This window comes from Kribbella sp. NPDC026611 (assembly GCF_040638345.1).
GTDB lineage: Bacteria > Actinomycetota > Actinomycetes > Propionibacteriales > Kribbellaceae > Kribbella.
This window is the reverse complement of the sequence record NZ_JBEZYC010000002.1, coordinates 1147611-1166078: the sequence shown is the minus strand read 5'-3', so window position 1 is coordinate 1166078 and position 18468 is coordinate 1147611. Positions and strand designations below refer to the sequence as shown.

Genomic DNA, 18468 nt, shown 5'->3' with positions numbered 1-18468 from the left:
TAGATTCCTAATTGGGAGATTGATTTGCTCGAGACTTCGCAGCGTCTGCTCGCGCTCCTGGCCCTGCTCCAGACCCGCCCGGCCTGGACGGGCGCCGAGCTGGCCGAGGAGCTCGAGGTGACGACGCGGACCGTGCGCAACGACATCGACCGGCTGCGCGAGCTCGGGTACCCCGTCGACGCGACACGCGGGCCGGCCGGTCACTACCAGCTCGGCGTCGGCGCGAAGCTCCCGCCGCTGCTGCTGGACGACGAGGAAGCGGTGGCGGTCGCGGTCGGCCTGCGCAGCGGCGGCACGGTTGCCGGGATGGCGGAGAGCAGCGCCCGCGCGCTGATGAAGCTCGAGCAGGTCCTTCCGCACCGCCTCCAGCGGCAGGTCAACGCGATCCACCAGGCCATGGAGAAGGGCCCCGAGAACACCGGCTCGAACGTCGAGGCGCCCGAGATCGACGCCGCCGTACTGTCGATGATCGCGGCCTGCATCCGCGATGAGCACTACCTCCGCTTCGAGTACCACGTCCCGGAGGGCGTCTCGATGCGCAGCGCCGGATCGGGTGTCGGCGCCGACCTGCCGATCCTGGTCGAGCCGTACCGGTTGGTGAGCTGGCACGCGTACTGGCATCTGGTCGCCCGCGACGAGGTGGGAGTCTGGCGCACGTACCGCGTCGACTGGATGTCGTTGCGGATGGCAACAGGTCGCAAGTACGCACCGAAACCGATGCCCGCCGAGGACTACATCAACTTCGTACTGCGCGACGTCGCGACCACAGGCTGGGCCGTCCACGCCCGCATCACCGTCTTCGCCCCCGCCCAGGAGGTCCTCTCCCGCATCCACGCCGCCGTCGGCATCGTCGAATCCATCGACGACAACACCTGCGTCCTCGTCACCGGCGCCGACTCCCTGGAGATCATCGCCGTCTACATCGGCATGCTGGGCCTCGACTTCCACGTCGACGCCCCACCAAAACTCGTGGAGCACCTGGAAACGATCGGCAACCGGTACCTGCAAGCGATCCGTCAGCCTGGTTGATCCGTGCCGAGGCCGGCGTTGCGGGCTTGGATGATGGCGGCGGCGCGGTCGGCGATGCCTAGTTTGGTGAAGATGGCGGAGACGTTGTTGGCGACCGTTTTGGAGGCCAGGGCGAGGCGGTCGGCGATGGCGGGGTTGGACAGGCCGGCGGCGATCAGGTTGAGGATCTCGCGTTCCCGCGTGGTCAGGTCGGGGAACGGTTCGGCCGCGGGCGGTGGGGCGGAGAAGAAGCCAAGGACCCGGCGGGCCACGCCCGGGCCGAAGATGGCTTCGCCGGCGGCGACGGCGCGGATGGCGCGGGCTATCTCGTCTTGTTCGGCGCCTTTGACCAGGTAGCCGCGGGCGCCGGCGCGCATGGCGGCGAAGACCGAGTCGTCGTCCTCGAACATGGTGAGGACAAGGACCGCGGTGTCGGGCGCGGAGCGGGCCAGCTCGCGGGTGGCGGCGAAGCCGTCGAGGTCGGGCATCTGCAGGTCGAGTACGGCGACGTCGGGACGGGTGGTGACGACCTCGCGGACTGCTTCGCGGCCCGTCGAGGCGACGCCGACGACCTCGAGGCCCGGGATGGAGGTGAGCAGGGCTGCCAGACCGGCTCGCACGACCGGGTGGTCGTCGGCCAGCACGACCCGGATCACAGTTGCTCCACCGGCAAACACGGGTGCCGCAGGATGTCCTGAGACTGGGCAGTCGGAACAGGCAGCGGAAAGCGGGCGTGAATCTGACCGCCTGTGGAGGTGGGGCTGGCCTGGAAGGTGCCGCCCAGTTCGGCGGCGCGTTCCTGCATGGCTTGGAGGCCGACGCCGGGGTGCCAAGGCGCGGTAGGTGGGCCGTTGTCGGTCACTTCGATCTCCAGGTCGGGGCCGCAGCGCAATGACAGTACTGCGCTGGTCGCGCGCGAGTGCCGTACGACGTTCGTCAGCGCCTCGGTCGCGATCCGGTACGCCGCGACCTCCAAAGCGGCTGGCAACGGCGGCAACCCGTCCGCAGCGACCGACACGTGGATCGCGGCGCCGTCCGCGCGGAACGACAGCTGCGCAGCGCGTTGCCGGAGCGCCTCGACCAGGCCGAGCTCGTCGAGCGCCGGCGGCCGCAGATCGTCGACCAGCCGCCGCACGTCGGCAATCGCCGTACGCGTGTCCGAGCGCAATGTGGCCAGGAGCTCTTCAGCCCGCTCAGGCGACGTCGAGATCAGGTTCGCCGCCGCGTCCGCGCTGAAAGCTACACCGGTGAGCGTGGGTCCGAGCCCGTCGTGAAGGTCTCGCCGCAGCCGTCGCCGCTCCTCTTCGCGCGCCGACACGAGCTTCTCCCGCGACGCCTGCAGCTCCGCCGAAAGCCGGGTTGCATGCACCGCAAGCGCGAGCGGTACGGCGACCAACCCGAGCACGCTCCGGTCCGCCGAGGACAGCCCCGACTCACCTGACCGAACCCCCACCCGCAGCCATCCGACAACTTCCTCACCGTAAGAAAGCTGAACCGGCACGACGCTCTCCACAGCAGCCCCCGCCGCGGCGACCACCTCGTCCTCGACGACCAGGCCGACGTACGGCAGCCGCAGCGCCGACCGCACGGCATCAACAACACCGGGGAGGCCGGCCGACAGCTGCTCGCCAACTCGGGAGGCGACACTCGCCGGATCGCCGCGGTCGCCGTACAACGCCCGGTCGACGAGCTGCTGCAGACGAGGAAGCACCGGCGCAATCACCAGTGCGACCAGCACCGTCACCGCGGCCGACCGCCCCACCTGCGAGGTGATGAGCGAGTCTAGCACCGCCACCGACGCCGCGTAGATGCCAATAGCAACCAGCGACAGCAACGCCCAGGTCAATGCCCGCGAGACCACCAGCCGGATATCGAGCAACTGATACCGAACGATCGCCACCGCGACCGAGATCGGAATCAACGGAATCGCCAGCAGCACAAGGATCGGCGTCCCGGCGATGAACGCCCACGGCATCACGAACAGCACCGCGACGACCGATGCCAGCAGCAACCACAACAGTTGCCTCCGGCCAACTTCGTCCGCACGCCGGTAACGGACCAGCAGACAGACAATCCCGACGAGAATCGCGACGACGTTTCGGAGCTCGGTTGCCGTCCACAACGGCTGCAACGAGTCGGCCGACGGAACCTGCAGGTAGCCGCGAGGCAGTCCGGGCGAAATGGCCTCGCCCCCACCAACCATCTCCAGCGTGAACAGCGGTGCCGTGACGATGATGCCGTAGAACGCCCACCGCCACCGCGGCGACAGCAGCCTCCCGGTCGGGAAGAGCAGCAGAGCCAGCGGAAGGAACAGCGCGATCGACCATGGCCACGCGAACATGGACAGGGTCACGAACACCCGTTGCACCGGCACGGGTGCACCCGCACGAGCCAGGTACGCCGCCAGCGCGGCCGCGAGCGGTGTGGTCGCGTGCCCGAGTCCGTCCGCGATGAACAGCCACCCGATAGCGTTCCGTGGCCGATGCCAGGCGATCACCGCCCCGCACAGCCCGAAGGTCAGCGCCATCAGGCCGTTCGTGACCATGAACGTGTCCAGCAGCTCCTGCCAGCCCCAGCCGATGGCCAGCGACAAGACGAGCGCGGCCGCCACCTCAGCAACGACCAGGCCGGCCAGCGCACCGACCAGCCCCCGCCGGCTGCCCACGCTCGAAGTCATACCGGCAGTGTGCTCCCGAGACCTTCCCGCTGTCTCGGGAACGCGCTCCCGAGCCACCCGGGGAACTGCCTGCCGCCTGGGGAACCCGTCCCCAGGCCCGCACCCCGTCCCAACAGCCACGGTTGAGCCAACCAACCACCCGAAGGGGGAACTGAGATGAAGTTCGGTCTGGTCCTGCTGGGGCTCCTGTCCGTGGCCGACCTGTTCACGCCGCTGCTCACGGACGGCGATCATCCACCGATGGCCATCGCCATCGGAGCGTCCGTCGTCGGCCTGCTGAGCCTGGTGCTGGTCGTCGTCACCTGGCGTGGCAAGCGCTGGGCGCTCGCACCGCTCATCACGCTGCGCCTGGCGTCCGCGCTGCTCGCCGTACCCGCGTTCTTCGCGTCGGACGTGCCCGCTGCCGCAGTAGCCGCTGCTGGTGTCGGCGTAGCGGCCACGGTCGTCGGCGTCATCGCAGTACTGCGTCCGAAGCGTCAGCTGGCCGGTGCGCGATGACCACCGTGACCACTACGAAGACGCCCGCTGACGTCCGCCCGGCCTGGCGGTGGACCGAGGCGCTGATCCTGCCGATCGGTCCTGCGGCGGTGGCACTGCTCCGCTACCTGCTGCCGTACAACACGACGGACGACGTACCAACGATCGTCCACAAGATCATCGGCAACCTGGACCGCAGCTCGCTGATCCTCTGGCTGGCCTACATCGCCATCCTCACGCTGGTCCCGGGCGCGTACGCCGTCGGCCGTCTCACCCGCCGCCGTACGCCGTGGCTGACCGGGGTGGCTCTCTTGCTGGTCATCCCCGGCTACCTGTCGCTGCCGTGGACCGCTTCGAGCGACGCGTTCACCTGGTCCGCCGGCACCGCCGGACTCGACCCGGCAGCCATCACACGAGCGGCCGACGTCACCCACGGCTCGATGAACGTCGCCGGAGCGGTCTTCGTGATCGGTCACGTCGTCGGCACGATCCTGCTCGGCATCGCGATGTGGCGCTCCCACATCGTCGCCCGCTGGGCCGCGCTCGCCGTCACGGTGTCGCAGCCGATCCACTTCATCGCCGCCGTCATCGTCAGCAGCCACACGCTCGACCTGATCGGGTGGGGCCTGCAGGCCGCCGGATTCGCCGCGGTGGGGTGGGCGATCCTCCGGATGCCCAATGACGAATGGCAATTGCCCTAAAAGGCTGGATGGGCTCGTCCGCCGCTACGCTCGTGCAACGAACAAGGGGGGAAAGATGACAACGGACGAGCCCGCTTTCAGCCAGCGCGGCAGCTTTCGCCGGGCCCGGATCGGCGAGCAGGACATCCGGCTGCAGTCCTTCATCCTCGACCAGATGGCGCAGCGGCCGGCCGTCCAGACGCTCAAGTCGTGGGCGATCACTCAACTCGCGCCGGCCGTGGGGGAGACCGCGGTCGACGTCGGCTCGGGGACCGGCGAGGACGTGGTCGCGTTCGCGAAGCTGGTGACGCCGACCGGCCAGGCGATCGGCGTCGAGCCGAACGAAGGCCTGCGCGAGGAGGCGGTACGCCGGGCCGCCGGTACGTCGGCGGAGTACGTCGACGGCCACGCCGAGCTGCTCCCGTTCGCGGACGAGACGGTCGACGTACTGCGCAGCGAACGCGTCCTGCAGCACGTCGAGGATCCCGCGGCCGTCGTCCAGGAGATGGCCCGGGTACTACGGCCTGGCGGCCGGATCGCGCTGATCGACACCGACTGGTCGACGGCGATCATTCATCCCGCCGACCCCGACGTCCTGCAGCGGATGATCGACTTCTTCCTCCGCGAGTCCGCGAACCCGTACTCCGGCCGGCAGCTCCGCGGCCTGCTCGTCGACGCCGGCCTGGAGATCACCGGCGAGACCGCCGCGACCTGGATCGAACCGCAGGAAGGCGCGCGGCGCGGGTTCGTCGGGATGATGCACGTGACCTCACAGCAGGCCGGCGTCATCTCCCAGGCCGAGGCCGACGCGTTCGCCAAGACGATTGGGGAGGCCGCCGATCGCGGCAGCTTCCACATGTCGCTCACCATGTACGCGGTCAGCGCGGTCAAACCGGACGCATGACGGCCCCCTTGTTGGCCACTGCACGATCAGGACGGCGGACAGCACCAGCGCCCCGCCGAACCATTGGGTCGCGGTGAGCTGCTCGCCGAACACGGCAGCCGCCGCGACCACGGTCACCACCGGCTCGAAGATCGACAGGATCGACGCGACCGAGGGACCGACCCTGGCCATCCCCGCGAAGAAGCACAGGATGGCGCCAACTGTGCTGATCAGTGCGACGGCGGCCAGCCAGAGCCACCCGACCGGCGCGAAGTCGAAGCTCGTCCCGCGCACCACGCCCACGACCACGAAAGTCCCGAACGCGCCGCAGCACACCAGCGCGCTCAGCTCGAGCGGCGGCAGGTCAGTGGAGTCTCCGACCAGGATGTAACCGGTGTAAACGATTGGTGCGCCCAACGCCAGCAGCACGCCCAGCAGGTCGAAGCGACCGGCGACCGCACCGCTGAGCACCAGACCGATCCCGACGAGCGCGACCGCGAGTGCCCACACCCGCCGCCGCGAGGCCCGCTCCCGGCGGAGCGCGATCGCGCCGACCATCACGAGGATCGGGTAGAGGTACAGGATCAGCGCGACTAGCGACGCGTCGAGCCGGGTCAGCGCGGAGAAGTACAGCCCGGACTGGGCGGCGTACCCGAAAACGCCCATGCCGAGGCCGGTCAGCACCGCACGCCGCGGCAGGCGACGGAGTGAACCGCGCGCCAGCGCGACAGTCAGCAGCAACCCGCCGGCCAGGCCGAAGCGGACCAGTAGCAGTGCGTCCATCGACACACCGGCGTCGTAAGCGAGCTTGCCGAACACGGCCATGACTCCGAAGCCCGCGGCGGAGAGTAAACAGAAGAGGCGTCCCACGAGTTCGATGGTCAGCCAGGAGAACCGTTCACGTCCATCACGGCTTCAAGGACGATACCGTGAAGCTAAACTGCACGAATGATGGATCTGCACCGCCTGCGTCTACTCCGTGAGGTCCACGGTCGCGGCACTGTGCACGGCGCGGCGCGAGCGCTCGGTTACTCGCCCAGCGCGATCTCGCAGCAGCTCGCCGTCCTAGAGCGCGAGGCCGGTACGCCGTTGCTCGAGCGGATCGGCCGCAACGTCCGGCTGACGCCCGCCGGCGAGGTCCTGGTCCGGCACGCCACCACCTTGCTCGACGGGGTCGAAGCGGCCGAGGCAGAGCTCGCCGCTGTTGCCGCCGGGCGCGTGGCAGGCGTCGTACGGGTCGCGTCGTTCCAGTCGGCGTTCCTGCGCGTCGTCGCACCGACCATCCGCGAGCTCGCCGTCACGCACCCTGATATCCGCGTCGAGGCGGCCGAGGCCGAGGTCGAACAGGCTGCACCGGCGCTGCGGCTGCAGCAGCTCGACGTCATGGTCGGCGACGAGTACGACGGTCAGCCGCGCGCCATCCACCCCGATCTCGACCGCGAACCGCTGCTCCGCGAACACATCCGCGTCGTGCTCCCGGCCGATCATCCTGCGGCCCAGGCCGACCGCGTACCGATCTCCAGCCTCCGCGACCTGCCCTGGGCGGCCTGCCAGCCGAGCACCGGCCACCGCGAGATGCACGTCCGCGTCTGCCGCGAGCTCGGCGGCTTCGAGCCTGACATCCGCTACAGCTCCGACGACTTCCTGATCCTCCTCGAGCTCGTCCGAACGACGGGCGCCGGTGCGCTGCTCCCGGACCTCGTCCTCGGCCAAGGTGCACCGGGAGTCGCCGTACGGTTGCCCGCCGAAGGCGACGTCGGGCGCGAGGTCTTCCTGCTGACCCGCCGGACCCGGACGCCCGCGGTCGCGGCAGTCGCTAACGGATTGCGGACGGCGAGTGGTGAAGCCATTGACGAAACCGGCCCGGCTTGCCATGGTCGGGACTGAACGGGCGAGGTCTGGGGGAGGGCCGGCCGCTCGTCGGGGGATCTGACGCTCACTGGGGTGAAGTCTTCGCGTCGCGCTCGACGGGGACAACCGGTCTGCGCGGTGTGCGCGGTACGCACGCCGGTTTGTTGCGACAGGCGACGGTTCGGGGAGCAGACATGGGCACGATCGAGGACTTACGGCAAAGCGTCCGGGGACAGGTCTTCACGGCAGGTGACGAGGGGTACGACGAGGCGCGCCGCGTCTACAACGCGATGCACGACAAGCACCCGCAGGTGGTCGTGCGGTGCGAGAACGCCGGCGACGTGATCGCCGCGGTGAACTACGCACGGACCCACGAGCTCGACCTCGCGGTGCGCGGCGGGTCGCACAGCGTGCCCGGGTTCGGCACGGTCGACGACGGGCTCGTCATCGACCTGGGTGCGATGCGGGGCGTCCGGGTCGATCCGGTGAACCGGACCGCGCGGGCGCTCGGCGGGGCGACGTGGGGCGACTTCAACGCGGCCACGCACGCCTTCGGACTGGCCACGACCGGCGGCATCATCTCCACCACCGGCGTCGGCGGACTGACGCTCGGCGGCGGGATCGGGTACCTGGCCCGTGGGCTGGGGCTGTCCTGCGACAACCTGATCTCGGCCGATGTGGTGACCGCGGACGGGCAGTTCCTGATCGCCAGCGAGAAGGACAACGAGGACCTGTTCTGGGCGCTCCGCGGTGGCGGCGGCAACTTCGGGGTCGTGACGGCGCTCGAGTTCCGGCTGGCGCCGGTGTCGACGGTGTACGGCGGGCCGATGTTCTTCGAGCTGTCGGACGCGGTCGCCGTACTGTCCGGGTTCCGGGAGCTGATCAAGGACGCGCCGGAGCAGCTCGGTGGGTTCCCGGCGTTCCAGATCGCGCCGCCGCTGCCGTTCATTCCGGAGAACCGGCACGGTGAGCCGTTCGCCGCGATCGTCGGCTGCTGGGCCGGGGACCTCGACGAGGGCGAGGCGCAGATCTCGAAGTTCCGCGAGTTCGCGCCGGTGGTCGCGGAGATGGTCGGGCCGATGCCGTACCCGGCGCTGAACGGTGCGTTCGACGCGCTGGTGCCGCCGGGCCTGCAGCACTACTGGAAGGCGAACTTCGTCACCGAGCTGACCGACGAGGCGATCCAGGCGCACGTCCGGCACGCGCCCGGACTGCCGGCGGTCAACTCGACCGTGCACATCTACCCGATCAACGGCGCCTGTCACCGGGTGACACCGGACGGTACGGCGTTCGCGTACCGGGACGCGAACTTCGCCACCGTGATCGCGGGGATGTGGCCGGACCCGGCGCAGAACGAGGCCGGGATCGAGTGGGTCCGCTCGTACTACGACGACGTCGCACCGCACTCCGAGGCCGGCGGCTACGTCAACTTCATGGCCGACGACGACCAGGGCCGGATCCGGGACAACTACCGGCAGAACTACGACCGGCTGGTCGAGGTCAAGCGGAAGTACGACCCGGGCAACCTGTTCCACCTGAACCAGAACATCGTGCCGTAGGCAACGAACCGGCCGGTCCGGCGGGGTTTCGCCGCACCGGCCGTGGTTCGTTCAGCTGGTTCGTCAGATGGTGAGGAGGCGCTGGAAGAAGGTGCGGTAGCGCTGGAGGGCGGTGCGGAGGTCCTCGGTGGACGGCTCGCCGTCGGACCACTGCTGCTCGAGACCCCGGTGCTGCCGGTCGAAGCCGTCGGCGAGGTGCTTGAGCAGGTCGTCGACGAGCTTGTCGGCCTCAGTCACTGCGTTCCGCGGGTCGTCCACGAAGCCTTGCTGGATGACATCCCAGCGCAGCCGGTAGTCGACGGACGCCCCGGACGCGACCAGCGGCTCGTCCACAGCCGGCCCGGAGCCAGCGACGTCCCGCTCGTCGGCCTGCAAATCATTGGGGTCACCAACGGCCGCGTCCGCCGGGGTGAGCCGCTCGGCCGCCGTCGGATCGGCCATCCGATCCGCCGTCGGATCTCCGGTCCGATCTGCCGTCGGATCTCCTGTTGGATCTGCGGTCCGATGTGTCGCGAGATCGTCGGCCGCCAGATCGTTCCTGCCTAGATCGTCGCTGGCCAGATCGTCCCTCGCCAGATCGTCTCGCGCCAAGTCATCTCGTGCCAGATCGTTTGTCGCCAGATCGTTTGTCGACCGGTCGTCTCTTGGCAGATCGTCTCTCGTTAGATCACCGCTGGCTTCAACGTTGCTTGCTTGGTGCTCCGCCGTGCCGGTGGTGCGGTCGGTGAGGTCGTCCGCCGGTTCGGTCATCAGGCGGTCGTCGTCGACGGCGGGGTCGTAGCGGCGGTCGTCGGGGGTGGTCATGCTTGCTCCTTGGCGTTTGTCGGCCGGCTGTCCGGCGTGCTGCGATCGACGCGGGCATGGTCGCTGTCGTCGAGCAGTGCCTCGACTAACTGCCGGTACGACGTGACGGCCTGGCGCAGGTCCTCCGTGCTGGCCTCGCCACGCGTCTGGGCAACGGCGACGCGGTGCGCGTCGCGGTAGTGCGTAGCGACCCCGGGGTGGTCGACGGAGATGTCGTTGACCCGCTGGTCGAACTCGTCGACCGGATAGCCGCACTCGCGCATCATCCGCAGTACCAACTGGTCCGCGTCCGCGACCGCACCGGCGGGCCGGTCCACGAAGCTCCGCTGGACATCGGCCCACTCGCTCCGGTACGTCTCGGCGGACTCGCGACTCAACGGCCTGAGGTCCAGGCCGGACACGCGCTTCTCACGCTCCCGCAGCTCACGCTCCGCGCTGCGCCGGTCACCGGACTCCTCGAGAGTCCGCTCGTACTCCGGTCCGAACCGGCTCTGCAGCGCTCCGGAACGTCTGCGCTGGTACACCACGAGCAGCGCCGCCGCGGCGAGTACCACCACGACGATGATCACGATGGTCAGGACGGTACCCATCAGACCTCCAGTCCGATTACATGTGTGGACCTGCGATCCGGTCGGCCCGGTCGCAAGGACCCTCGACAGGCGGTCCCCACGCCGCCTCACACCCCCGTCAGGCCCGACCGGTACCCACGTCATGCACACACAAGCGCGGCCGGCGCACCGTGACTGGTGCACCGGCCGAGCTTGTCGTCCGGTCAGGCCTTCGGAGCAAACTTGTGGATGACGACGCCGGACTTGCAGGTCGTCGTACCGAGCAGGTCGAAATGCGTCAGGCTGAGACTGTTGAAGACGTTCTCGCCCTCGATCACGATCGGGAAGTACCAGAAGTGGTACTCGTCGACCAGCTTGGCCTCGAGCAGGTCGTTCGAGAACGACCCGGTCCCGTACTTGATCAGGTCGCCGCCGTCCTCGGCCTTGAGCTTGCGGACCGCCTCCACAGCGTCGCCCTGGAGCGGCTGGGCGTTCCACTTCCAGTCGGTGACCGTGCGGGAGGCGACGTACTTCGGCATTGCGTTGAAGTGGTCGCTGAACGGATCGCCGGTGCGCTGGGGCCACACGTCGGCGAACGCCTCGTAGGTGGCGCGGCCGAGTACCTGCGCCTCGACGCCGTCCATCAGGGACTCGGCGTACGCCGCCTGGTCGGCGTCCCAGTACTGGCCGCCCCAGTTCTGCGGGCTGTCGACGACGCCGTTCAGGGTGATGTAGGTGGACTCGATCAGCTTTCGCATGGGTCTTTCCCTCTCATGGTTGGTACGGGCGCCGGTCGCGGGCGTCCCGGAGTGCCTCGGCCCACCAGACGAGCTGGTCGAGCATGAGCTTGGCTCCTGCCTCGTAGCCGGCGGACGGCCGCGGCCAGCCGCCGTCTGCGGTGAACTGCTCCCAATAGCAGGGCAGTGCGACGGTGTTGCGAATGGTGACTGCCTGCAGTTCGGTGAAGACCTGCCGGAGCTGTGCCTCGGCATGGCGTCCGCCTGTCTCCCGGCCGTAGCTGACGATCGCGACCGGCTTGGCGTGCCACTCGGCGTAGTACCAGTCCAGTGCGGTCTTCAGTGACGCCGGGAAGCTGCAGTTGATCTCCGGAGTGACGACGGCGAACGCGTCGGCCGCTGCCAGCCGCGGTGCGAGTACTGCGACCTCCAGTGGGGCCTCGTCGTCGGTGTCGGGCAGGATGACCGGCAGGTTGGTGGTCTTCAGGTCGAGCAGGTCGACGTCGAACTGCTTGGCCGCCTGCTGGACGAGCCAGCGCGCCACGGTCGGTCCGAAGCGGCCACGCCGGGTGCTGCCGATGATCACTGCCAGTCGCATGTGCCCCTCCTTTCGCTGACCCCTTCCGACGGCCCTGACTCTGCCGGGAGGCGTTTACGGTTTCTTTCCGGTGCGTTAGTCCGGCGGCGGAATAGGGTGCGGCCATGCGCTTCGGGGTGCTGGGGCCGGTGACGGCTTGGACTTCGGCTGGAGCACCGGTGGTGATCCAGGGCCTGAAGGTGCGCGCGCTGCTGGCCGATCTCCTCGTGCACGAGGGCCGTCCAGTGCCGGCTGACCGGCTCATCGACGACCTGTGGGGCACTGAGCTGCCCGGCAACCCGGCGGGCACCCTGTCCGCCAAGGTGTCGCAGCTACGCCGTGCTTTCGAGGACGCCGAGCCGGGTAGCCGCTCGCTGGTGCAGTCGGGTCCGGCCGGCTACTCGATTGTGGTCTCTGCCTCTTCTCTTGATGCGTTGCGCTTCGGTGAGCTGCTGGCTTCGGGCGCTGTCGGCGAGGCGCTGGCGCTGTGGCGTGGTCCGGCGTACGCCGACTTTGCCGACCACGCGTTCGTGGAGACCGCCGTGGCGCGGCTGACCGACCTGAGGCTCAGTGCGTGCGAGCAGGCCGACTTGCCGGTGACCGAGCTGTCTGAGCTGGTTCGGGAGCACCCGCTGCGTGAAGGGTTGCGTGCTGCCCACATGCGCGCGCTGTACCGGGCTGGTCGTCAGGGTGAGGCACTGGAGAGCTTTGCTGAGCTGCGGCGTGTGTTGCTGGACGAGTTGGGGCTCGATCCAAGCCCTGACCTGGTTGCTCTGCAGCAGTCGATCCTGGCGCAGGAGCTGCCGCATGCGCGCAGCAACCTTCCTGCTGCGTTGACCGACCTGATTGGTCGCTCCGAGGCGCTTGCGGACGTTGGCGCTTCACTGGGCTCGTCGCGGCTGGTCACGTTGGTCGGCCCCGGAGGTGTTGGCAAGACACGCCTGGCGCTGGGTGCGGCGTCTGCTGTCGCAGACCGCTTTGCCGATGGCGTGGTGCTGGTCGAGCTGGCTGCGGTGACACCTGACATCTTGTCGGTTGGCGGTGCGCTCACTGACGCTGTGCAGACGGCGCTGGACCTCCGCGACACCGGCTCGGCGCCGGTCCTCGACCGCCTCGCAGCGGTGATGGGCGCCCGGCTGCTCGTGCTCGACAACTGTGAGCAGGTGGTCGAGGAGGTCGCCGTACTGACCGATCGGCTGTTGGCCGCTGCGCCCGGCCTGCGCGTGCTGGCGACCAGTCGAGAGCCGCTTGGGCTGGCTGGTGAGGTGGTGTGGAACGTGCCGCCGCTCGACGTACCCACGCCATCTGCTTCGCAGGATGAGGTTGGCGCGTGCAGTGCCGTCCAGCTGTTCGTGACGCGGGCGGCTGCGGCCTCGCGAGGGTTTGCGTTGACCGCGGAGACCGTGGTTGATGTGTCGGTGCTGTGCCGGCGGCTGGACGGGATTCCGCTCGCGCTGGAGCTCGCTGCGACCCGGGTACGGGCGTTGGGCGTGCATGGGCTCGTCGCCCGGCTGGATGACCGCTTCCGGTTGCTGGCGACGGGTCACCGCGGTGCTCCGCCACGGCAGCAGACCCTGCACGCGATGATCGATTGGAGCTGGGAGCTGCTCGCTCCAGACGAGCAGTCCGTCCTGCAGCGCCTCGCAGTACACGCAGATGGCTGTACTGCGGAGGCTGCTGCGGCTGTGTGCTCGCGGGCCGACCTAGTGGACGTGCTGGTGCGCCTCGTGGATCGCTCACTCGTCGTACCGGTGGAGGGCGGGCGATTCCGCCTGCTGGAGTCGGTGGCGGCGTACTGCGTGGAGAAGCTGCGCGCGGCTGGAGAGCTGGAGGACGCGCGGCAGCGGCATCTGGAGTACTACGTCTCGTTGGCGGAATCGGCCGAGCTGTTCGGTGCTGAGCAGACGAGGTGGTTGCGTCTGCTGGACGAGGACTCTCCCAATCTGCGCAGCGCTCTGGACCGTTCCGTCGCCACTGGTCAGTTCGCGTTGGCTGAGCGGCTGGTCGACGCGCTGGGCTGGTACTGGTTCCTGCGTGGTCGCTATGTCGAGGCCCTGCGGTCGCTGGAGCCGTTGGAGGGCGTCGGCGCGTGGCGTGCCGGCTTCATGTACCTCCTGGGGGACCCTGCGGCTGCCGCGGAGCGGGACCGGTCGATCGAGGCGGCCGAGGCATTCGGGTTGTGGTGGATGGCGTACACCGGCAGCGACGCAGGCGATCTGTCGACCTGCTTGGCGATGCTGGAGCGGGCGCTGAAGCGCTTCGAGGCCGACGACAACCAGTGGGGAGTGGCTGCGGTGCTGGCGGCCCGGGCCAAGCACTCCCACGTGCGAGCTGACCTGCCGGCGCTGTACGACGACGCCTGTCAGAGCATCACGATCTTCCGGGCGCTGGGGGACCGGTGGGGCGTGCTGCAGGCGACTGGCTCGTTCGGAGGGCATGCGGAGCTGGCCGGCGACTTCGACGAGGCAGAGCGGCTGCAACTGGAGGGTCTGCAGGCCGCCGAGGAGATCGGTCTGTGGCCTGAGGTGGCCACTGCCTTCAGCGTGCTCGGCTGGACATCGATCCGACGGCACCGGTACGACGAGGCGCGGATGCGCGCCGAGCGGGCGTACCGGCTGGCTACCGAGCAAGGGCAATGGGCCACGCAGGCGCTGGCGGAGATAGTGCTCGCCTTCGCGGCCCGCCGTACCGGGGCGTTCGACGAGGCGGCGGAGCGGCTGCAAACGCTGATCGACGGTGCCCGGCGGCAGGGTGAGCCGGTGCTGTACCTGCCCATGGTGCTGGCGGAGCTCGGGTTCGTGCGCGAGTTGCAGGGGGACCTGGCTGCGGCTCTGGCCTTGCACTCGGAGTCCTTCCAGGTCGCTGCGGAGTTCGGGTCGCAGCGGGGGATGTGCTGGGCACTGGAGGGGATCGCGGCCTGCCATCCGGACAAGACGCTGGCGGCGACCCTGCTGGGTGCGGCCGCGACGGCGCGGGCGTCTGAGCCGTATCTGACGGCGGCCACCGAGGCTGAGGACCTCTCCCGGGCGGTGGCCGCGGCACAGTTCCCGGGCTACGACGTTGCCTTTGCAGCGGGTGGCCGGCTGGGGCCGGAGGAGGCCTTCGCATTGGTTCGGCAGTAGATGTTCTGTGGTTGAGATTATTTGCCTGACGAAGTAGTTTTGGGCGCGAGCGAACCCCGACAGGTGAAGGTGAACCATGGACTACGGCCACGAGCTGGTGTTCGGCACGTTCCTGACCCCAGCGGTCGACAACCCGGCCCGCGTGATCGCGCTGGCCCAGCTGACCGAGCAGGTCGGTCTGGATCTGGTCAGCTTCCAGGACCATCCGTACCAGCCGCGGCTGATGGACGCATGGACCCTACTGTCGGTGGTCGCCGCCCAGACCTCGCGGGTGAAGGTGACCACGAACGTGGCGAACCTTCCGCTCCGCCACCCGGTCGTGCTCGCTCGCAGCGTCGCCACACTCGACCTGATCACCGGCGGACGCGTCGAGCTCGGCCTGGGTGCCGGTGGCTTCCTGGACGCAGTCGCAGCGAACGGTGGGCCGCGACTCACCGCCGGTTCCAGCATCGCGGCGCTGGAGGAGGCGATCGCGCTGATGCGCGAGGTGTGGAGCTCCGCAGCTGGAGGCATTCGGCTCGCCGGCAAGCACTACCAGGTCGCCGGCGCGAAGCGTGGGCCGGTGCCGGCGCATGACGTGTCGATCTGGCTCGGCGCCTACAAGCCGCGCATGCTCGGCGTGACCGGTCGGCTGGCGGACGGGTGGCTGCCGAGCAGCGGGTACGCCGGGCCGGACCAGCTGCCGGCGATGAACAAGACCATCGACGAGGCTGCCATGTCGGTTGGGCGGGATCCGGCCGAAGTACGACGGCTCTACAACGTGTCCGGTCGGTTCGCCGGGAACGATGGATTCCTGCAGGGGCCGGAAGAGGTGTGGATCGACCAGCTCAGCGAGCTGACGTTGGGGGAGGGGATGAGTGGGTACATCCTCGCCTCGGACGATCCGGACGACATCCGGCGGTTCGCTACGGTTGCTGCCGGTGTGCGCGAGGCCGTCGAGGCAGCGCGGTCGGGTGCTGTCGTGGCTGCTGCGCCGCCCGTTCCGGCCGGTGGCTTCGACGTGGTGCCGACACCACCTCCGGCTGTACGGCGGAGCGCAGTACAGGTCCTGGACGTGTCGGAGCGGCCTACCGGCCCCGCGCTGGACCCGGCTCGGACGTACACGCCGTACCAGCTGCAGTCGGGTCAGCACCTGATCGACGTACACGACCATCTGCGGGCAGAGCTCGAGCAGGTACAGGACCTGGTGGAGCAGGTCGCCGCTGGAACATTGGGTGTGGGAGCTGCGCGCTCTGCGATCAACACCATGACCATGCGGCAGAACAACTGGACACTGGGGACGTACTGCGAGTCGTACTGCCGGCTGGTGACTACGCATCACTCGCTGGAGGACGCGTCGATGTTCCCGCACCTGCGGCGGGCTGACCCAGCGCTGGTACCTGTGGTGGACCGGCTGCAGGAGGAGCACCACGTCATCCACGAAGTGCTGGAGGGCGTGGACAAGGCACTAGTGGCACTGGTTGATGGGTCAGGGAGCATCGACGGGCTGCGTGCTGCAGTGGACCTGCTGAACGACACGCTGCTGTCGCATCTGTCCTACGAGGAGCGGGAGCTGGTCGAGCCGCTGGCTCGGTTCGGGATGCTCTAGCTCCGGCGGCGCTGCCGGAGTGCGTGAGGCGCTACTTCGCCTCGCCCAGCAGGGAGGCGAGGATGTCGAGCAGGCGGAGGATGGGGACCTCGCCGAGCAAGCGGGCCGCGGAGGTCGAGGGCTCGGCGGTCAGACGGACCTGAAGCAGCTTGAAGTCGCGGACGTTCGCCGGGTTGACCAGGTCCTCGCGGACGGCGCTCAGGAAGTCGGCGCCGGCCGACGCGTTCCCGTAGGTCATCCGGATGAAGCTGTCGGTCACCGGGTAGAGGTACGGCCGCTTCAGGTGCAGCAGCTTGGACTTCTTGGCGTGCCCGAAGCCGCGGTGACCGGTGAACAGGTCGTCCAGCGCCATCGCCGCCTTGAACAGGTCGCTGCCCGGCGCGGCATCCTCCAGCCGCGCGTCGACCGGGATCGCGGCGAGCTCCTTCTCCGCCTCGACCTCGAGCAGCCACGGGATGTCCGCCGCGCGCAGGTCCGCGCCGATGACCATCGTCCGCCCCAGGTCCTCCAGCGTCACCCGGTTCGGGTCGGAGCCGCCGACGGTGGTCATCCCCGGCAGCCCGTCGTAGTACTGCAGGACGGCGCCGTTCGTCTCGGCGTACAGCCGCAGCTGCGCGATCGCCTCGTCGACGACGATCTTCCGGGTACCGATGTTCATAGCCACACCCTCACACACTCGCGGTGGCAGACCCGCCGGCGGCGGACCATCATCCGTCTGTTTCCGCAGATCGTAGCGACTTCACGCCGACCCACACGCACACGTCATTTCCCGTTGTCCACAACCTGTAACCATTCGGTTCGTCAACCCCCGGAACCCCATAGACTGTCAGTAATCCATTGGCGACACAACGGAGGAATTGGTCTGGTGTAGTGGCAGGTCAGTCGGAGCCGGCGGCGACCATTTTCTGAATGGCTTGGCGGGTGACGCCGAGTTCCCGGGCGAGGTCGGACTGGGAGAAGCCTTCCGCCAGCAGGGTGTCGATGAGGTGGCGGCGTTGGCGGGAGAGGTCCCGAGCCAGGCGGGCGTGGTTGATGGCTTCGGCGCGGACTTCCTTGAGGTTGGCGAGGAGCTCCTGGTGGGCCGGGGTGTCGAAGCGTTTGACCATGCAGGCATCATGACAACCCCAGGTTGTCAGTGTCAACCCCTGGTTGTCAAAGCAGTCGTCAAATGGTTGTCGGAGGCAACAAATTAATCGGTTGCCGGTGCGCAGGCAGGTGTTCATCATGTGGGACATGACGACGACCCGTGGAGTGCTGCTGTTGATGCCGGTTGCCGACCTGGCGGCGGGCAAGCAGCAGCAGACCGGTCGTCGGTGGGGGTCGATCAGCGGTCGATCGTGACCGCGGCGCTGGTCGCCGGGTTGCTGGCCGGGCTTGGCGTTGCCATGCCGGTCGGGCCCGTGGGGACCTACCTGGTCGGACTGACCGCGCGGAGCTCGCTGCGGATCGGTGCGTGCGCGGCGTTGGGGATCGCGTCCGCTGACGGGATCTACGCCGTCGTCGCCGCGGTGGCCGGTACGGCGTTGGCGCCGTTGCTCGTCCCGATCGTCGACCCGCTGCGCTGGGCGTCCGTCGCCGTACTGCTCGCGCTCGCGGTGATGGGAGCGGTCAAGGCAGTACGGCGGTACCGCGCGCATCGCCTGGTCGCGATCGAGCAGGAGACGCCGATGCGGGCGCTCACGGCGTACCTCGGGATGCTCGGGATGACGCTGCTCAACCCGTGGACGGTGATCTACTTCGCCGCCCTGGTGCTCGGCGGATCGGGCGCCTCGGGGACTCTGGAGCGGATCGTGTTCGTGGCCGGCGCGTTCGTCGCGTCGGCCGGTTGGCAACTGTTGCTGGCGGGCGGCGGAGCACTGCTCGGTCGGGTGCTCACTGGGCACGTCGGCCGATTGGTGACGACGCTGGCCTCAAGCGCGCTGATCACCGTGCTCGCGATTCGGCTGCTCGCTTGAGG

General features: G+C 68.9%; 17 protein-coding genes and 1 pseudogene. 9 read left to right on the top strand and 9 right to left on the bottom strand.

Annotation, left to right across the window (positions count from 1 at the left end):
• The first annotated feature begins 24 nt into the window (after positions 1-24).
• Positions 25-1029, top strand: coding sequence for a WYL domain-containing protein (locus tag AB0E69_RS11570; protein WP_360142894.1), 1005 nt, complete (start codon positions 25-27; stop codon positions 1027-1029).
• On the opposite strand, the gene AB0E69_RS11565 is transcribed toward AB0E69_RS11570, so the two are convergent.
• Positions 1017-1664, bottom strand: coding sequence for a response regulator transcription factor (locus AB0E69_RS11565; RefSeq protein ID WP_360142892.1), 648 nt, complete (start codon positions 1662-1664; stop codon positions 1017-1019). The two genes, AB0E69_RS11570 and AB0E69_RS11565, sit on opposite strands and share 13 nt — an antisense overlap.
• Positions 1661-3685 carry a histidine kinase gene (locus tag AB0E69_RS11560; protein WP_360142890.1) on the bottom strand — a complete coding sequence of 675 codons (2025 nt, stop codon included), beginning with the start codon at positions 3683-3685 and terminating at the stop codon, positions 1661-1663. Before AB0E69_RS11560 ends, AB0E69_RS11565 begins: the two co-directional genes overlap by 4 nt.
• A gap of 156 nt (positions 3686-3841) precedes the next feature.
• On the opposite strand from AB0E69_RS11560, the gene AB0E69_RS11555 reads away from it, so the two are divergent.
• From AB0E69_RS11555 to AB0E69_RS11545, 3 genes and pseudogenes are all read left to right on the top strand, one after another.
• Positions 3842-4183: a hypothetical protein gene (locus AB0E69_RS11555; protein WP_360142888.1), complete on the top strand. Its 342-nt coding sequence runs from the start codon at positions 3842-3844 to the stop codon at positions 4181-4183.
• A 5-nt stretch (positions 4184-4188) separates the two neighbouring features.
• The gene (locus AB0E69_RS11550) at positions 4189-4863 is read left to right on the top strand and encodes a hypothetical protein (protein ID WP_360142886.1); all 675 of its coding nucleotides are present in this window, start codon (positions 4189-4191) and stop codon (positions 4861-4863) included.
• Positions 4841-5524: pseudogene (locus AB0E69_RS11545) on the top strand (methyltransferase domain-containing protein); the annotation flags it as partial. The gene AB0E69_RS11550 and the pseudogene AB0E69_RS11545, both read left to right, overlap by 23 nt.
• A gap of 87 nt (positions 5525-5611) precedes the next feature.
• Here the strand turns inward: AB0E69_RS11545 and AB0E69_RS11540 are convergent.
• Positions 5612-6595 carry a DMT family transporter gene (locus AB0E69_RS11540; protein ID WP_360142884.1) on the bottom strand — a complete coding sequence of 328 codons (984 nt, stop codon included), beginning with the start codon at positions 6593-6595 and terminating at the stop codon, positions 5612-5614.
• 78 nt (positions 6596-6673) lie between these two features.
• Between AB0E69_RS11540 and AB0E69_RS11535 the strand changes: the two genes are divergently transcribed.
• Together AB0E69_RS11535 and AB0E69_RS11530 are read left to right on the top strand one after the other, a co-directional pair.
• Complete coding sequence (locus AB0E69_RS11535; RefSeq protein WP_360142882.1) at positions 6674-7612, top strand: LysR family transcriptional regulator; 939 nt, start codon at positions 6674-6676, stop codon at positions 7610-7612.
• 158 nt (positions 7613-7770) lie between these two features.
• Positions 7771-9135 (top strand): FAD-binding oxidoreductase, encoded by a 1365-nt coding sequence (locus tag AB0E69_RS11530; RefSeq protein ID WP_360142880.1) that lies wholly within the window; start codon positions 7771-7773, stop codon positions 9133-9135.
• A 63-nt stretch (positions 9136-9198) separates the two neighbouring features.
• On the opposite strand, the gene AB0E69_RS11525 is transcribed toward AB0E69_RS11530, so the two are convergent.
• The 4 genes from AB0E69_RS11525 to AB0E69_RS11510 all read right to left on the bottom strand — a co-directional run bounded on the left by AB0E69_RS11525 (position 9199) and on the right by AB0E69_RS11510 (position 11822).
• Entirely contained in the window at positions 9199-9939 is a 741-nt protein-coding gene (locus tag AB0E69_RS11525) for a hypothetical protein (RefSeq protein ID WP_360142878.1), read from the bottom strand.
• Positions 9936-10529, bottom strand: a complete 594-nt coding sequence (locus AB0E69_RS11520; protein WP_360142876.1) for a hypothetical protein — start codon at positions 10527-10529, stop codon at positions 9936-9938. The genes AB0E69_RS11525 and AB0E69_RS11520 overlap by 4 nt, the downstream gene beginning before the upstream one ends.
• Before the next feature lie 182 nt (positions 10530-10711).
• Positions 10712-11245 carry a dihydrofolate reductase family protein gene (locus AB0E69_RS11515; RefSeq protein WP_360142874.1) on the bottom strand — a complete coding sequence of 178 codons (534 nt, stop codon included), beginning with the start codon at positions 11243-11245 and terminating at the stop codon, positions 10712-10714.
• Between the two features lie 13 nt (positions 11246-11258).
• Positions 11259-11822, bottom strand: coding sequence for an NAD(P)H-dependent oxidoreductase (locus AB0E69_RS11510; protein ID WP_360142872.1), 564 nt, complete (start codon positions 11820-11822; stop codon positions 11259-11261).
• Positions 11823-11926: 104 nt separating this feature from the next.
• On the opposite strand from AB0E69_RS11510, the gene AB0E69_RS11505 reads away from it, so the two are divergent.
• Complete coding sequence (locus tag AB0E69_RS11505; protein WP_360142870.1) at positions 11927-14923, top strand: BTAD domain-containing putative transcriptional regulator; 2997 nt, start codon at positions 11927-11929, stop codon at positions 14921-14923.
• 76 nt (positions 14924-14999) lie between these two features.
• Positions 15000-16511: an LLM class flavin-dependent oxidoreductase gene (locus AB0E69_RS11500; protein ID WP_360142868.1), complete on the top strand. Its 1512-nt coding sequence runs from the start codon at positions 15000-15002 to the stop codon at positions 16509-16511.
• 31 nt (positions 16512-16542) lie between these two features.
• Here the strand turns inward: AB0E69_RS11500 and AB0E69_RS11495 are convergent, their stop codons facing one another.
• Entirely contained in the window at positions 16543-17169 is a 627-nt protein-coding gene (locus AB0E69_RS11495; RefSeq protein WP_360142866.1) for a DUF6308 family protein, read from the bottom strand.
• A gap of 220 nt (positions 17170-17389) precedes the next feature.
• Entirely contained in the window at positions 17390-17617 is a 228-nt protein-coding gene (locus AB0E69_RS11490; protein ID WP_360142864.1) for a TrfB-related DNA-binding protein, read from the bottom strand.
• Between the two features lie 207 nt (positions 17618-17824).
• On the opposite strand from AB0E69_RS11490, the gene AB0E69_RS11485 reads away from it, so the two are divergent.
• Entirely contained in the window at positions 17825-18466 is a 642-nt protein-coding gene (locus tag AB0E69_RS11485) for a LysE family transporter (protein WP_360142862.1), read from the top strand.
• Positions 18467-18468: the final 2 nt, after the last annotated feature.

What these genes read in the sequence shown, in the direction of transcription:
- AB0E69_RS11530 (WP_360142880.1), top strand. Translation starts at nt 7,771, where the DNA reads ATGGGCACGATCGAGGACTTACGGCAAAGCGTCCGGGGACAGGTCTTC.
- AB0E69_RS11505 (WP_360142870.1), top strand. Translation starts at nt 11,927, where the DNA reads ATGCGCTTCGGGGTGCTGGGGCCGGTGACGGCTTGGACTTCGGCTGGA.
- AB0E69_RS11560 (WP_360142890.1), bottom strand. Translation starts at nt 3,685, where the DNA reads ATGACTTCGAGCGTGGGCAGCCGGCGGGGGCTGGTCGGTGCGCTGGCC.
- AB0E69_RS11555 (WP_360142888.1), top strand. Translation starts at nt 3,842, where the DNA reads ATGAAGTTCGGTCTGGTCCTGCTGGGGCTCCTGTCCGTGGCCGACCTG.
- AB0E69_RS11500 (WP_360142868.1), top strand. Translation starts at nt 15,000, where the DNA reads ATGGACTACGGCCACGAGCTGGTGTTCGGCACGTTCCTGACCCCAGCG.
- AB0E69_RS11515 (WP_360142874.1), bottom strand. Translation starts at nt 11,245, where the DNA reads ATGCGAAAGCTGATCGAGTCCACCTACATCACCCTGAACGGCGTCGTC.
- AB0E69_RS11520 (WP_360142876.1), bottom strand. Translation starts at nt 10,529, where the DNA reads ATGGGTACCGTCCTGACCATCGTGATCATCGTCGTGGTGGTACTCGCC.
- AB0E69_RS11535 (WP_360142882.1), top strand. Translation starts at nt 6,674, where the DNA reads ATGATGGATCTGCACCGCCTGCGTCTACTCCGTGAGGTCCACGGTCGC.
- AB0E69_RS11525 (WP_360142878.1), bottom strand. Translation starts at nt 9,939, where the DNA reads ATGACCACCCCCGACGACCGCCGCTACGACCCCGCCGTCGACGACGAC.
- AB0E69_RS11510 (WP_360142872.1), bottom strand. Translation starts at nt 11,822, where the DNA reads ATGCGACTGGCAGTGATCATCGGCAGCACCCGGCGTGGCCGCTTCGGA.
- AB0E69_RS11495 (WP_360142866.1), bottom strand. Translation starts at nt 17,169, where the DNA reads ATGAACATCGGTACCCGGAAGATCGTCGTCGACGAGGCGATCGCGCAG.
- AB0E69_RS11490 (WP_360142864.1), bottom strand. Translation starts at nt 17,617, where the DNA reads ATGGTCAAACGCTTCGACACCCCGGCCCACCAGGAGCTCCTCGCCAAC.